This window comes from Rahnella inusitata, assembly GCF_965118895.1.
Taxonomy (GTDB): Bacteria; Pseudomonadota; Gammaproteobacteria; order Enterobacterales; family Enterobacteriaceae; genus Rahnella; species Rahnella inusitata_A.
On sequence record NZ_CBCPJJ010000009.1, the window covers coordinates 561,356 to 576,313 of the forward strand.

The 14,958-nt window shown below is 57.0% G+C and carries 13 protein-coding genes; 4 read left to right on the forward strand and 9 right to left on the reverse strand.

All coding sequences use genetic code 11. From position 1 onward, the window contains the following. Positions 1 to 39 precede the first annotated feature (39 nt). Both ACMHLI_RS10540 and yeiP read right to left on the reverse strand, forming a co-directional pair. Entirely contained in the window at positions 40 to 1,509 is a 1,470-nt protein-coding gene (locus ACMHLI_RS10540) for a mannitol dehydrogenase family protein (RefSeq protein ID WP_413529412.1), read from the reverse strand. Between the two features lie 270 nt (positions 1,510 to 1,779). Next, positions 1,780 to 2,352, reverse strand: a complete 573-nt coding sequence (yeiP, locus tag ACMHLI_RS10545; RefSeq protein WP_112167405.1) for an elongation factor P-like protein YeiP — start codon at positions 2,350 to 2,352, stop codon at positions 1,780 to 1,782. A gap of 245 nt (positions 2,353 to 2,597) precedes the next feature. On the opposite strand from yeiP, the gene ACMHLI_RS10550 reads away from it, so the two are divergent. Further along, positions 2,598 to 2,852, forward strand: coding sequence for a YkgJ family cysteine cluster protein (locus ACMHLI_RS10550; protein ID WP_413529413.1), 255 nt, complete (start codon positions 2,598 to 2,600; stop codon positions 2,850 to 2,852). Here ACMHLI_RS10550 and ACMHLI_RS10555 read toward each other — a convergent pair. Then, entirely contained in the window at positions 2,849 to 4,063 is a 1,215-nt protein-coding gene (locus tag ACMHLI_RS10555; RefSeq protein ID WP_413529414.1) for a sugar efflux transporter, read from the reverse strand. The genes ACMHLI_RS10550 and ACMHLI_RS10555 overlap by 4 nt on opposite strands. A 472-nt stretch (positions 4,064 to 4,535) precedes the next feature. Here ACMHLI_RS10555 and fruB point away from each other — a divergent pair, with 472 nt between their 5' ends. From fruB to fruA, 3 genes are read left to right on the forward strand one after another with little or no spacing between them, the layout of a single operon-like run. Then, the gene (gene fruB / locus ACMHLI_RS10560) at positions 4,536 to 5,666 is read left to right on the forward strand and encodes a fused PTS fructose transporter subunit IIA/HPr protein (protein ID WP_413529415.1); all 1,131 of its coding nucleotides are present in this window, start codon (positions 4,536 to 4,538) and stop codon (positions 5,664 to 5,666) included. Further along, entirely contained in the window at positions 5,663 to 6,598 is a 936-nt protein-coding gene (gene fruK, locus ACMHLI_RS10565) for a 1-phosphofructokinase (RefSeq protein ID WP_112167162.1), read from the forward strand. Before fruB ends, fruK begins: the two co-directional genes overlap by 4 nt. Positions 6,599 to 6,613: 15 nt before the next feature. After that, the gene (gene fruA, locus ACMHLI_RS10570; RefSeq protein WP_413529416.1) at positions 6,614 to 8,317 is read left to right on the forward strand and encodes a PTS fructose transporter subunit IIBC; all 1,704 of its coding nucleotides are present in this window, start codon (positions 6,614 to 6,616) and stop codon (positions 8,315 to 8,317) included. A gap of 188 nt (positions 8,318 to 8,505) precedes the next feature. On the opposite strand, the gene ACMHLI_RS10575 is transcribed toward fruA, so the two are convergent. From ACMHLI_RS10575 to ACMHLI_RS10600, 6 genes are read right to left on the reverse strand one after another with little or no spacing between them, the layout of a single operon-like run. Further along, positions 8,506 to 9,351 carry a VOC family protein gene (locus ACMHLI_RS10575; protein ID WP_413529417.1) on the reverse strand — a complete coding sequence of 282 codons (846 nt, stop codon included), beginning with the start codon at positions 9,349 to 9,351 and terminating at the stop codon, positions 8,506 to 8,508. Continuing rightward, positions 9,344 to 10,453, reverse strand: coding sequence for an alkylhydroperoxidase domain protein (locus ACMHLI_RS10580; RefSeq protein WP_413529418.1), 1,110 nt, complete (start codon positions 10,451 to 10,453; stop codon positions 9,344 to 9,346). Before ACMHLI_RS10580 ends, ACMHLI_RS10575 begins: the two co-directional genes overlap by 8 nt. After that, complete coding sequence (locus ACMHLI_RS10585; protein ID WP_413529419.1) at positions 10,450 to 11,511, reverse strand: putative FMN-dependent luciferase-like monooxygenase; 1,062 nt, start codon at positions 11,509 to 11,511, stop codon at positions 10,450 to 10,452. The genes ACMHLI_RS10580 and ACMHLI_RS10585 overlap by 4 nt, the downstream gene beginning before the upstream one ends. A gap of 10 nt (positions 11,512 to 11,521) precedes the next feature. Then, positions 11,522 to 13,141 carry a dipeptide ABC transporter ATP-binding protein gene (locus ACMHLI_RS10590; protein ID WP_413529420.1) on the reverse strand — a complete coding sequence of 540 codons (1,620 nt, stop codon included), beginning with the start codon at positions 13,139 to 13,141 and terminating at the stop codon, positions 11,522 to 11,524. Then, the gene (locus ACMHLI_RS10595; protein ID WP_413529421.1) at positions 13,138 to 14,001 is read right to left on the reverse strand and encodes an ABC transporter permease; all 864 of its coding nucleotides are present in this window, start codon (positions 13,999 to 14,001) and stop codon (positions 13,138 to 13,140) included. The genes ACMHLI_RS10590 and ACMHLI_RS10595 overlap by 4 nt, the downstream gene beginning before the upstream one ends. Next, positions 13,998 to 14,954: an ABC transporter permease gene (locus ACMHLI_RS10600; protein ID WP_413529537.1), complete on the reverse strand. Its 957-nt coding sequence runs from the start codon at positions 14,952 to 14,954 to the stop codon at positions 13,998 to 14,000. The genes ACMHLI_RS10595 and ACMHLI_RS10600 overlap by 4 nt, the downstream gene beginning before the upstream one ends. Positions 14,955 to 14,958: the final 4 nt, after the last annotated feature.

A 14,958-nucleotide genomic window follows, 5' to 3' on the forward strand; every position in this document is an offset into this window, starting at 1 on the left:
CCGCTGCAGCCGTTGCTTTTAATCTCATCACATTGAACGTTAACTGACGTACTTCGCCACCGCTTTCTTCGCGCCGACGCGTTGCAAATCTGAATATGCCGCCAGAATTGCCTGCACTACTTTCTCTTCGTGCGGCAGTTGCTCACCAAACACTGCATTAAGCGCCAGCAGGGCTTTTACGCGCTCTTCGCCGTCTGCGGTAGATGCCACGATTTCAGCGAGCTGCTCAGCCATCGGATCTTTGATTTCAATTGGCTGACCGGCATCATCTTTACCACCGATATAGCGCATCCAGCCGGCAACACCCAGCGCCAGCAGCTCGTAAGAACCGCCGTTTTTCACATGCCAGCGGATCGAGTCGAGCATACGTTGCGGAAGCTTCTGCGTACCGTCCATGGCGATTTGCCAGGTGCGGTGTTTAAGCGCCGGGTTGCTGTAGCGTGCTATCAGACTGTCGGCGTAGGCATTCAGATCTACACCTTCAACGCTCAGCGTCGGAGCCTGTTCTTTCAGCATCAGACGATGGGCAGCGTTTTTGTAATGCACATCTTCCATACAATCGTTAATGTGCTGATATCCCGCCAGATATCCCAGATAGGCCAGGAAAGAATGGCTGCCGTTGAGCATTCGCAGTTTCATCTGCTCGAAAGGCAAAACGTCGGAGACCATCTGCGCACCGGCTTTTTCCCAGTCAGGACGACCAGCGACAAAATGGTCTTCCACCACCCACTGAATAAACGGTTCGCACGCGATACCGCAAGGGTCAGCCACGCCGCCCAGCGCTTGAGTGATTTCTTCCAGCGTATTTTCTGTCGCTGCCGGAACGATACGATCCACCATAGTGCTCGGGAAGGAGACGTTTTCGGTGATCCATTTCGTCAGTTCTGCGGAACGCGCTTTCGCCATGCCCAGAACGGCATTTTTGACTACCAGGCCGTTCTCCGGAATGTTGTCACAGCACAGTACAGTAAAGCCCGGCAGGCCATGCTCATGGCGCAGACGCAGCGCTTCGACCAGCACGCCTGGTGCGGTACATGGCGCCTGTCCGCCAGCCAGATCCTGCTGGATTTTTGGGTTCTGCAAATCCAGCTGGCCGGTGCCCGGCTCGATGCAATAGCCTTTTTCGGTGATGGTCAGCGAGACTATCGCCACCTGAGGCTCGGTCAGTTTTTTGAGGACGGCATCCAGGCCGTCAATTACGCCGTGCACTGAATCATGGGCTGAGCCGACAATAATGGCCTGATTGCCCTCTGCGCCTTTTTCCAGCACCGTGAACAGGTGGTTCTGCTCGCGTAACGTTTTGATCAAGGTTTCATTGCCGAACAGGCTGATTTCACAGATGCCCCAGTCGCCGCCCTGTAAATTCAACACCCGGTTGGTCAGCAGCGCCTGATGTGCGCGGTGAAAAGCGCCAAATCCAAGGTGAACAATACGGCTTTTCAGTGCATCGCGATCGTAAGCAGGCAATGACACGGCTGCGGGCAGGGACGCAGTGGCAATAGTTTTCATGCAATACTCCAGGCAGGTCAGAAAATAAATAATTGGTCAGGCCAAATAGGGGCTGTTTACCCGTCAGTTCAATTTCATGCTGGATAAAGCGACGATTTAAGCCGAAATCAGGGCTTTGAGTGTAAAGTCATATGATAGAAAGGGGAATTGGTAAGTCCGGATGGCCTCTCGTTTTGTGAGGTAGATCGAGAGTCTGGGGCATTTTTAGCAAACTTGTGGCAATAAAAAAGGAACGTCGCAGCGTTCCTTCAATTTCAGGGGGAGCAGGGATTAATCTGCGCGGCCCATGTAACGACGTTCAGCGATATGGATGCGGATTTTGTCGCCGGTGCTCAGGTATTCTGGAACCTGAATGTTCAGCCCGGTTGCCATTACAGCCGGTTTAGTGCGTGAACTGGCAGAGGCGCCTTTGATGCCTGGTGCTGTTTCCATAATTTCCAGATCGACGGTTTGTGGCATTTCCAGCGCCAGCAGCTGGCTGTCGAGCGTCAGAACCTGCATACCCTGCAAACCTTCTTCAGGAATAAACAGCAGTTCTTCTTCGATCTGTGATTTGTTGAAGGTGTAAGGCGTGAAGTCTTCGTCATCCATAAAAATGTATTCGTCGCCGTCGACGTATGAGAAGTTCACTTTACGGCGGGTAAGACTGACGGTGTCGAGAATGTCGTCACCCTTGAAGCGTTCTTCCACTTTGCCACCGGTACGCACGTCGGCGAAACGCATTTTGTACAAAGTGCTGGCACCACGGGCGCTTGGGCTTTGAACATCGATATCTTTTACCAGCAGCAATTTGCCGTCGTAGTTCACAACGAAGCCGCGTTTAATTTCGTTAGCACGAGCCATATAAATACCTGTCGAGATAAAGGGGAAAATAATTTGCGACACGTTACTCGCGGCGCCGGTTTCAGGCAAGCAGATAGCGTAAAAAGAGTCGGGAAAGTCCGCATTATTACGCATTTTTTCAGGCCAGCCCGTTGACGTTAAAAATGGGCGGCCAACTGTGTTAAAGAGTAGTAAATATTTCGCTGGTGGCGCAGTAAAGTGCCTGCTATTGTCGCGCCTCGAAACCAGGCCTGAGGAGGCTGTTGATGGACTGTCGTACTGATTGCGGAGCCTGTTGCATAGCGCCTTCAATTTCCAGCCCGATCCCCGGAATGCCGGAGGGTAAACCTGCGAATACGCGTTGCGTTCAGCTGGCGGATAATTTCCTGTGCAAGATTTTTACCTCACCGTTGCGCCCGAAAGTTTGCGCCAGTTTGCAGGCCAGCCGCGAGATGTGTTTCACCCATCGCGATCAGGCCCTGACCTATCTGATTAAACTGGAAGCAGACACCGCACCTTAAGCTTCTGGTGCGACAGTTTCTGTGATCGGATCTTCCACGTTTTTCACGTTCCAGATACACAGCAACGAGCCCACCACCATGGCCAGCGCGGCGTAAAACACGGCGTGATAATTCCAGAACTGCGCAATTATCCCGGCCAGCGATCCGGCGAGGATCCAGCCCGCGCGCGTTGAGTTAGTGAACAGCGTGGTGGCCGCACCCGCCTGACCCGGCATCAGATCCTGAAAATACAACATCCCGATACCGGCCAGAATGCCGATGAAAATTGCGTTCAGCAACTGTAAAGCAATCAGCATGACCGCGCCGGTAGTAAACAACAGACACCCGTAGAAAATCACCCCGGCGATGACCGCCAGTCGCATCAGGAAGCGTTTACCGAGCTGTCTCGCCAGATAACCGGCGATCAGCATGGTAGGGATTTCCAGACAGGCTGCGCTGCCCATCAGCACGCCCGCCAGTTTCTCCGGCAGACCCAGTTCGCGAACCACATACAACGGCATATTGATCAGATAAATACTGTTGGCCGCCCACATCAGCGAGCATGCGATAAACAGCATCAGCGTGTCACGACGGTTTCGGCGCGGAGCCTCGAGGGTTGCTGAAGTCTTCATCCGCGCTTTCGGCATCGACGGTAAAAACACGTATACCATCGCGCCGCATACCAGAAATGCCAGCGTCGCCGCGCAGTACATAAAGGTAAAACCGAAGCCCATGGAGAGCGCAAACGCCAGCGGCGGTCCTACGACCCACGCCAGTGAAACCTGCGCGCGCAAAATAGAGCTGAACATTACGGCTTCACGCCCGGTTTTCTCAGCATGTTCACGCGCCAGTGCAAACATCTGCGGGTTAGCGGTGGAGCCAAAGCTCGACAGCAATACGCCGATAAACAGCAATATAAAGTAGTTGCGGTTGAAGGCGAACAGCACGCAGGCCAGCGCACCGAGCAGGCAGCAATAGAGGATCAGTGTTTTACGATCGCCGCGTTTATCCGACCACGTGGCCAGCAGCTGGCTGACGAAAATGCCGATCACCGCGCTGCCGGTAAAGAAAATGCCGACCATGAACGGGCTGACGTGGACCTGAGAGGTCAGAAACAGGCTGAGCGTCGGGGTTTGTAACGCGCCCGCGATACCGGTGAGAAAGGCAATGATCAGAAAGGCCGTCGAGGTCATGTCGGGGAGGCAGCGGGCCGACGCTGTAGATGTTCGCATTGAGATAACTGTGCCAGAAGTAGGGAAGGGACAAAATTTGCGCGAATGTTACGACAGTTTAAAAAAAACAAAAACAGGTTTTGATCATCAAAAATGTAAACCCGGATGAATTTGCCATACTGAATAATAAAACCGCACTTTGTGTTAAAAATAGCCGAAAGGGAGGGCCCGATAGCGTCATCAAAAACTGTCAGCTGACGTCAGCTTTTGACGTTGAAGTCTGAATACAATCGCGTCAGCCTGATTTCAGCATTTGTGTTAAGTGAGCAGACTCAGACGTTCTGAATAAAGGAAACTGTGCGTAGCATCAAAAAATCATCACGTAGAATCAGGGAAAACTTGCTTTAAAAGCGAGGCCGATTAAGACTTCCTGAAACGTTTCAGCGTTATCGATTTCAACAACGAAATCTGGTGACGCTCCTTTTTTCTCAGTAAAGCTGAAACGATTCAATTTCAGCAGGAGAGGAGAATTATGTTCCAACTGTCACAGCAAGATATTCACCTCGGCGCAGCTGCCAGCGACAAGCAGGAGGCCATTCGTCAGGTCGCCGCTGCGCTGACTCAGGCGGGCCGCGTCAGCGAAGGTTATGTAGACGGCATGTTAGCCCGTGAACTGCAAACCTCCACTTACCTCGGTAATGGCATCGCTATCCCTCATGGCACCACGGATACCCGTGATCTGGTGCTCGATACCGGCGTTCAGGTTTTTCAGTTCCCACAGGGTATTGCCTGGGGTGAAGACCAAACCGCTTACATCGTTATCGGTATTGCCGCCCGTTCTGATGAACACCTCAGCCTGCTGCGTCAGCTGACGCACGTCTTAAGCGACGACAGTGTGGCAGAACGCATGGCAAAAACAGATTCCGCTGAAGAGCTGCGCAGCCTGCTGATGGGCGAGAAGAACGCCGCTGAATTCCTGTTTGATACGCAACTGATTGCAGTCGATGTCGCGGCTGAAAACCTGATCACCCTGCAGGCGCTGAACGCCGGTCGTCTGCAACAGATGGGGGCGGTCGATACGGCCTTCGTCAGTGACGTGATCAGCCGTAAACCGCTAAATCTGGGTCAGGGCATCTGGCTGAGTGACAGCACCGAAGGCAATCTGAAAAGCGCGGCGACGGTCAGTCGTGCTCAGCAGGCTTTCGAACTGGACGGTGAAAAAGTGGCATTGCTGCTGACCATTTCCGTCGCCGATGACCAGCCTCTGAACGTGCTGAACTACTTAAGCGACCTGCTGATTGCCAACAAAGCTGAACGCTTGCTGACGGCCGATGCCGTGGGTGTGCTGGCCTTGCTGACCAGCGAAGTCGCAGAAGAAGCCAACGTGCTGACTGCAGAATACGTGATCCGTAACGAACACGGTCTGCATGCGCGTCCGGGTACGGCCTTGGTCAACGTGATCAAGCAGTTCACCAGCGAAATCACCGTTACCAATCTTGATGGCAGTGGTAAACCGGCCAACGGCCGCAGCCTGATGAAAGTCGTCGCGCTTGGCGTGAAAAAAGGTCATCACCTGCGCTTTACTGCCAGCGGTGAAGATGCCGAACTGGCATTGAAAACCATCGGTGAAGCCATTTCCGAAGGTCTGGGGGAGGGCGCATGAGCCGCAGAGTCGCCACAATTACCTTGAACCCGGCATACGATTTAGTGGGCTATGTGCCTGAGATCGAGCGCGGTGAAGTGAATCTGGTGCAGACCACTGGCCTGCACGCCGCAGGTAAAGGCATCAACGTTGCGAAAGTACTGAAAGATCTCGGCATTGACGTCACCGTGGGTGGTTTCCTCGGTAAAGAAAATCAGGATGGTTTCCAGTTACTGTTTAGCGATCTGGGCATCGCCAACCGCTTTCAGGTGGTCAATGGCCGTACCCGTATCAACGTCAAACTGACCGAAAAAGACGGCGAAGTCAGCGACTTCAATTTCTCCGGATTTAACGTGACGCCGGCTGACTGGGAACGTTTCGTGACGGATTCCCTGTCATGGCTCGGCCAGTTCGACATGGTTTGCGTGAGCGGCAGCCTGCCAGCGGGCGTCGATCCTGACGCATTTACCGACTGGATGAAACGTCTGCGCGCGCAGTGTCCGTGCATCATTTTCGACAGCAGCCGTGAAGCACTGGTTGCTGGCCTGAAAGCCGCGCCGTGGTTGGTTAAACCAAACCGCCGTGAGCTGGAAATTTGGGCTGGCCGTAAATTGCCAGAACTGAGTGACGTGGTAGAAGCCGCGCACGCCTTGCGTGACCAGGGTATCGCCCATGTGGTGATTTCTCTGGGTGCAGAAGGTGCCTTGTGGGTTAACGCATCCGGTGCGTGGATCGCCAAACCGCCAGCTTGTGAAGTTGTCAGCACCGTCGGTGCCGGTGACTCCATGGTCGGCGGCCTGATCTACGGTTTACTGATGCGTGAATCCAGTGAACATACGTTACGACTGGCAACCGCCGTTGCCGCCCTGGCTGTCAGCCAGAGTAATGTCGGTGTCACCGACCGTCCGCAGCTCGCGGCGATGATGGCCCGTGTTGATCTGAAACCCTTTTAATCCGCAGGAGGCAGAATGAAAACGCTGCTGATGATAGACAGTTCGCTGGGACAGGCTCGCAGCCATCTGGCGAAAAATTTGCTCGCTGCTGCCGTAGCGAAAGCCGGGCACCAGTTAGTTGAGCAGGCTGCTGACGCTGAAATCGTGATCGTCGCCGGTGAAACCGTGCCAAACGACGCGGCGCTGACTGGCAAAAATATATATACCGGCGATGTGGCTGCTGCGGTTCGTGAACCTGAGGCTTTCGTGCAACGCGCACTGGCCGAAGCGAAACCTTACGTTGCTTCTGCCGCTGTGGCTGCTGTTTCAGCACCGGCGGCTAATGGTCCAAAACGTATTGTGGCGATCACTGCGTGCCCGACAGGCGTCGCGCACACCTTCATGGCAGCTGAAGCCATCGAAAGTGAAGCTAAAAAACGCGGCTGGTGGGTGAAAGTTGAAACCCGTGGTTCCGTGGGTGCTGGCAACGCCATCACGCCTGAAGAAGTTGCAGCAGCCGATCTGGTGATTGTTGCGGCTGACATTGAAGTGGATCTGGCTAAGTTTGCCGGTAAGCCGATGTACCGTACCTCAACGGGTCTGGCACTGAAAAAGACCAAGCAAGAACTGGATAAAGCGCTGGTTGAAGCTGAAGTGTTTGCCCCTAATGCACAGGGCGCCGCTTCAACGACGAAGAAGAAAGAAGTGGGCGGTTCAGGCCCATACCGTCACCTCCTGACCGGCGTGTCTTACATGCTGCCGATGGTTGTTGCGGGTGGTCTGTGTATCGCGCTGTCCTTCGTATTCGGTATTAAAGCCTTTGAAGTGAAGGGCACACTGGCGGCTGCACTGATGCAAATCGGTGGCGCTTCCGCCTTCGCGCTGATGGTGCCGGTTCTGGCCGGTTTCATTGCCTTCTCCATCGCTGACCGTCCGGGTCTGACGCCGGGTCTTATCGGCGGTATGCTGGCTGTCAGCACCGGTGCGGGTTTCCTTGGCGGTATCATTGCCGGTTTCCTGGCCGGTTACGTGGCGAAAGCCATCAGCGGCAAGCTGAAGTTACCGCAAAGTATGGAAGCCCTGAAGCCTATCCTGATTATTCCGCTGGTAGCGAGTCTGATTACCGGTCTGGTCATGATTTACGTAGTCGGTACGCCGGTCGCTAAAATCATGGCAGGTCTGACAGCATGGTTACAATCTTTGGGTACAGCGAATGCGGTACTGCTGGGCGCAATCCTTGGTGCGATGATGTGTACCGATATGGGTGGCCCGGTGAACAAAGCAGCTTACGCGTTCGGCGTGGCACTGCTGAGTTCTTCCGTCTACGCACCAATGGCTGCCATCATGGCTGCCGGTATGGTGCCACCGCTGGCGATGGGCCTGGCAACGCTGCTGGCGCGCAATAAGTTCGAGGAAAGTGAACGTGAGGGCGGTAAAGCGGCGCTGGTTCTGGGCCTGTGCTTTATCTCCGAAGGTGCGATTCCGTTCGCAGCCCGTGACCCGATGCGCGTACTGCCTTGCTGTATCGTGGGCGGTGCGGTGACAGGTGCTCTGTCGATGGCCTTCCACGCACAGTTGATGGCTCCGCACGGCGGTCTGTTCGTTCTGCTGATCCCTGGCGCAATCACACCGGTTCTGGGTTATCTGATTTCGATCATTGTGGGTACCGTGTTGGCCGGTGGTGCTTACGCCATTCTGAAACGTTCAGATGCGGCGGTAGCGGCTAAAGCCGTCATCTAAAAGTTTTTAAATTTGTTGAAAGGCGCGACGTGAAAATGTCGCGCCTTTTTTATTGTAGTGTTTGCTGCAATGGGGCCGGTTTCAGGTACTTTTTGAACACGTCCAGAAGCTATATCAAACAATGCTCAGTCTGCTTTTGCCCTTAGCAGGGGGAGAGCAAACGGGCCGGATTTTGCCTGATGTTGACTTTATTCTTCCCGAAACGCCAACGCGACACCCAGTGAATCCGCTGCGCGAACTAAAATCCGACGGGTTAAATCATCAAACGGGATTTCACCCACCCGCAAACTATTACGCACTGCCTCCAGTGACCGCGTCGCAAACTCCAACCCGACCATTCGCGCACTGCCGCCATCACCTTCGGGCACAATGGCGAATTCTGCCGTGGCCTGCTTTGGTGTCACAAACCGGACGATAGCGCGCCCGGCACGCAGGATCACGCCATCGGCGCCACTCTGTAAGGCTTCAGCGCCAAACAACTCCCCGTAGACCTTGGCCGCAGCCTGCGGGTCAGCGGCGGAAATCACAAAGCCGGTGATGTCAGCGACACCGTTGGGGTGGTGCTGCCATTCGTTGCGCCAGACCAGCTCCGGTGTCAGGTGATGACAGAAGAAACTGCGGCCATTGGGCACGCGATCTGCAGCCAGCGGAACGGTGCGGAACCGCGCATTTGGCGAGGTTCCGTCGTTGAGTGCCACCGGGCGGAAGAATTCAGCAGGAGGCGATCCGGCGATATTTTGCTTTTGCAGATGATGGTAAACCGCCGCCGAATTCTGCGTTTTCCACACCAGACCAGTCAGACCGAGCGGAGCCTGCCATAAGTCGGTGCGGGTGTGGGCATTATCCTGTTCATAACCGAGCAGTTCGAGATAGTTTTCGCTGAAGATTGCCAGATGATTGCTCGATCCCAGTGAGTGGTGGCCGCGCGCGGTGAGATGAAATCCTAACCGACGAAACTGTAGTTCGGAATGATTGAGCTGTTCGGCGACGTTGATCACCACGTGGTCGAGCTGCGGGCGAAGGGACTCAGTCATTGAACGGTTCTCCCAGCGTTAACATCAGACGGTTTGCCCAGGCGAAAAACGCCGTGGACTGCGCTAAATCGACGATCTCCAGTTCACTCAGACCCTGCTCGCGCAGGGCCGCGATGTGCTGAGCAGTGGCGACCGGCGGCGTGGCTGAGAGTGCGGCGGCAAAGTCAATTTCTGCCTGCCAGCGCGGAGACTGGTCTTTGCTGAGAATGCCGCCCGGTGCGGTGTCGATCAGGCGCTGAACATCGTCGGTTTGCTTTGACAGCTGGCTGGCTTTGCGCGAATGCACCGACGCGCAGAAAATACAGCCGTTGATTTTACTGGCCACGGTGGCGGCCAGTTCACGCTCTTTACGCGGCAGGCCGCCGGAGGTAAAGAAAATGCCTTTGTCGGTCAGCGTACGCTGCTCCAGCACCGGCAGGTTGCGGCCTAACAGGCGGAAATAGTCGGAATCTGTATGGCCAAATTTCGCCAGAATCGCCTGCTGAGCTTCATCGAATTCTTCCAGCTTTTTCGCCGGGATCCACGGCTCCCAGCCGAGCTCTTCCTGCGTGAACGCTTGCGGTGCGTCACGACCATTGTGGGTATTTGGATCAGTGCGCCAGAACGCTGCGCCAACCGGTTTGTTGCTGCCGTTTTCCACCGGTTTACCGCCGATCAGCCGGTAGCTGCGCAACGCGCGGCTCTGGAAACTGACGAAAGAAATCAGCTGCGACAGCGTGACAATCGCATCCACCGACCAGCCCGCTTTTCTCAGCGCCTGCAAATGCGCGGGCGTGGCGCTGGCGGGTTTGAAACTCAGACGTTCACCGTGCGTCAGCGCCGCATCGAGGCGGGCGGTTTCATCGATGTCGGGCAAATCCTGCAAACGCTCGGAATAGTGGTTAGTGAGCTGGGAATCACCGTGCCAGCGCGCCACGTTTTGCGCCAGACGCAGGCGCTCCGCCAGCGTGAAATCCACGCCATCCTGTTCAGTGAATAACGCGTCGTAGCTGCCCTGCGCATGGCGGGTGGCGGCATCGCGTGTGTCGCGCGCCAGTTTCAGTTCAGACGCCGGGGCGATTTCGGCCAGTTTTTCCAGCAGGTCGGTCGAATAGTCGGTCATTGGGTTTCCTTGGAGAAAGTGGTATCGGAGGAAGACGTGGAAACGGCGCGTGACGGCGTGCGGCGAACCCAGCCGAGGGCCGGTGCGACGTGACGGGCGATCAGTTCGATGGAGCGCAAAATATACGGATGTGGTGGATCGATGGAGTGCACCTGAAACGCCAGATCGGTGACGCGGGCCAGCGCGGTATCGGCCTGTAACGAGACGGTCACCTGCGCCGCGGTGCCGAGATGGACGTCAAACGCGCGGATGTAATCATCCAGCGTATCGCCTTGCACGATTTGCCCGCTGGCGCGGTGATTTTCGGCCTGACGGCGCAGGCCTTTTTGGGCCAGTTCACGGGCTTCATCGCCATTCTCGGTGACGAACGCGGTGCGCGACCCCATGATGCGCGGCGCAACACCGTCAGGAAGCGCATCAAGATAGGCATCAATGATCGGGTTTTGCAGTTCGTCGAGGCGCAGATCCGGGGCATCTGCCGGTCGTGGCTGGGTGCGCGACAGCATCAGGCCATCGCCTGATTTACCCGCACGCGCGCCACCGTCCACGGAGAATGTTGCCTGCCAGACGCGGTGCGCCAGGTGCGGCGCTGCCGGATACAGGCAGTTGTCGGTGCCCGCAAGTTTTTCGCCGCGCCATGCGGTGAGCAGGGTATGCAGATTATGGGCAAACGCCGCGCCGCGCTGGCCGCTCTCCAGGCCGAACGGTGGGAAGGACGTCGGCGTGCCGCCGGATCCGAGGCCGATCTCCAGCCGTCCGCCACTGAGCAAATCCAGCACGGCGGTGTCTTCGGCCACGCGCAGCGCATTTTCCATTGGCAGCGTAATCACACCCGTACCCAGGCGGATAAAACGGGTGTGTGCCGCCACCTGCGCGAGGAACACCAGCGGTGCGGGCAGACCGCCTTCGGCTTCGTGGAAATGGTGCTGCGCGACCCATGCGGAATCAAAACCCAGCTGCTCGGCGTGAATGATTTGCTCGGTCGCCAGCCGGTAGCGCTCCTGCGCGCTGGTGTTGTCCAGAAGGCGGGTAAAAAATCCAAGACGTTTACTGCTCATAATTTTCCTCTCAGGCGGCGCGATGTCGGCCGGGAATGGCATCAATAAGCTGGCGGGTGTAATCGCTGGAAGGCAGCGCAAATACCGCTTCCACTTCGCCGGAATCGACCTGTTGCCCGCGGTGTAACACCGAGACGCTGTGGGAGATTTGCCGGACGGTCGCCAGATCGTGCGAGATAAATAAATAGGTCAGACCAAGCGAATCCTGTAGCTGCGCAAGCAGCGTGAGGATCTGCGCCTGTACCGTGACATCGAGCGCCGAGGTGGCTTCATCGAGGATCAGTACCTTGGGCTTGAGGATCAGGGCGCGCGCAATGGCCACGCGCTGACGCTGACCGCCGGACAGTTCACGCGGTTTGCGACTGAGCAATTCCTCCGGCAGCGCCACGCGGCGGGCGATATCCAGCACGCGCTGACGGCGTTCGGCGGACGGAATTTTTTCGAAATTCAGCAGCGGCTCTTCAATCACGCTGAACAGCGTTTGTGACGGATCGAGTGAGGCAAACGGATTCTGATAGACCAGCTGAATTTTCTTGCGCAGCTGGCGCAGCGGTTCTCCCTTGAGGCGGGTGATGTCTTCGCCGTCGATCAGCACGCGGCCTTTATCCGGTTTCTGAAAACCGAGCAGAATGCGCGCCAGCGTGGTTTTTCCTGAGCCTGATTCGCCGACCAGCGAATGCGTTGTCCCGCGCGGAATGCTAAAAGAGACGTTATCCACCGCGCGGAAGGCGGCACGACTTTTACCGCCAAGCGTGAAGTCGTGCGTCACACCGTCGACCACCAGCACCGGTTCGGCGGTGGCCGGACTCTGCGCACGGTGGCGGCCTGACAGGGTAGGGGCATCGGCGAACAGCTGGCGGGTGTAGTCGCTTTTCGGTGCGTTCAGCACCCCGGCGGTGAGGCCCTGTTCCTGCACTTTGCCGTGACGGAAAACCAGCAGCCGATCGGCCCGTTCGGCGGCAATTGCCAGATCGTGCGTGACCAGCAATACGGCGGTGCCAAACTCGCGGCGCAGATCGTCGATCAGATCCAGAATGCGCTTTTGCACCGTCACGTCCAGCGCGCTGGTGGGTTCATCGGCGATGATTAGCGCCGGTTGCAGGGCGATGGCAATCGCAATCAGCACGCGCTGTTTCATACCGCCGGACAGCTCGTGCGGATACTGTTTCGCGCGCTGCTCCGGATGCGTGAGGCCGACGCGGGTCAGCAACTCGACCACGCGTTCATCGCGCTGTTTGTGCGGCAGGCGCTGATGGATGTCGAGAATTTCCGCCACCTGAGAGCCGATGGTTTTCACCGGATCAAGTGAACTGGTCGGATCCTGCGGGATCAGGCTGATGCGTGCGCCGCGCAGAGCGTCGAGACGTCGCTGCGACCACTGGCTGATGTCGGTGCCGTTGAGGCGGATTTCGCCCTGATCGATATGACCATTTTCCGCCAGCAGGCCGATGATCGCCTGCGCGGTTGTGGTTTTGCCGGAGCCGGATTCGCCCACCAGCGCCAGCACCTCTCCGGCGTGAATGGCAAACGACACATTGTGCACCACCGGTTTGCCGTCGTAGGCAATTGACACATTCTCCAGTTCGAGAACCGGCGGGGCGTCATGTTTTAACGTGGCCTGTGCGTTCATCGTGTTCTCCTGCGTAATGACTGGCTGATGCGGTTGGCGGAAAGCACCACCAGCACCACGACGATGCCGGGGAAGGTGGTCAGCCACCAGGCGGTGGAAATGTAATTACGGCCTTCGGCGATCAGCAAACCCCATTCCGGCGTCGGCGGTGGTGTGCCGTAGCCGAGAAAACTCAGGGTGGAAATCGCCAGTATCGCGCTGCCGAACTGCAACGCCGAGAAGGCGATGACTGAGGTCAGCGAGTTAGGCAAAATATGTCGCCAGAGGATTGAGAAAAATGTCGCACCGCTGCCGTAGGCGGCTTCGACGTAATCGCTGTGGCGCACCAGCACCACTTCGGCGCGGGCGAGGCGGGCGAAGTTGGCGACCGAGGTGACGCCGACCGCAATCGCCGCATGCACCGTACCGAAGCCGAGCAGAATGATCACACTCAGCGACAGCAGCAGGCCGGGAATCGAGAGAAGCACGTCATTAATACGCATGACGATGGCGTCAACGACGCCGCCGCTGGCACCGGCCGCCAGCCCTAATGCGGTGCCGAACACCAGCCCGAGTGCCACTGCCACCAGCGCACCGGACAGCGAATGTGATGCGCCGTACACAATGCGCGCGTAGACGTCGCGGCCAAGCTGATCGGTGCCGAGCCAGTGTCCGGCCTGCGGCGCCAGACGTTGCGCGCCCGCGATGCCTTCGGTGCCGCTGTAATCCGTAAACCAGCCGGGCGCGATCGCCCAGAGAATAACGGTCGCCATCACCAGCCAGGCTAAAATCAGCGCCGGTTGCAGGCGGGCGGTTTTCCAGCGGCGACGCTGCGTGAGGGGTAAAGAAATTGTGCTTTTGCCAAGCGGTAAGCTGCTCATGAGGTGGCTCCGGCGGTACGTTTAGCGGACGTTTTCAGACGCGGGTCGAGCAGCGGATAGAGCAAGTCGACCAGTAAATTGATGCCGACAAAGGCGGCGGCGGAAATCACCACAATCGCCTGTAATACAGCGACATCCTGATTATTCACCGCCTGCTGCGTTAGCTGACCAAGACCGTTGAGGCCGAACACGGTTTCGGTGATAAGCGCCCCGGCAATCAGCTCACCGAACAGCAGGCCGGCAATGGTCAGCGCGGGAAGTAAGGCGTTGCGCGCCACGTGACGCCACAGCACGCCGCTGCGGCTCGCCCCTTTAGCACGGGCGACGGCGACAAACGGCTGGGTCTGTACCTGATCGATACTGCGGATCAGGATTTGTGCCAGCGGCGCGGAAATCGGCACCGCCAGCGTCACGACCGGCAAAATCAGCCCGACCCACTCGCCGGGGTTAATCACCGGGATCCAGCGCAGATGGAAGGAGAAAATCTGGATGAGCACGATGCCCAGCCAGAAGGTCGGGATGGAAATAAACAGCGACGGCACTGACTGCAACAGGTTTTTCAGCCAGCCGAAGTGCAGCAGGCTGGAGAGAAACGCCAGTGCAAAGGCCACCACGGCAGCCAGTGCAAAGCCAATCAGCGCCAGTCGCAGTGTCGGCGGGAAGTTGGTGCTGAGTAATTCAGTGACCGGTACGCCAGCCTGAATCGAATACCCCAAATCCCCGCGCAGAAAATTGCCCAGAGTGTGCAGATATTGCTGCACCAGCGGCACATCCGCACCGTACGCCGCGCGCATATCGGCGATTTGCGCCGGGCTTAATCCCATGTCCGGGTTTTGGAATTTAATCAGAATCGCGTCGCCCGGCAGCACCTGCAACAGGATAAAGGAGACGGTAAACGCCGCCCACAACACCAGTAAAGCCTGACCCAGACGACCGCTCACGTATCGGTTCATCATT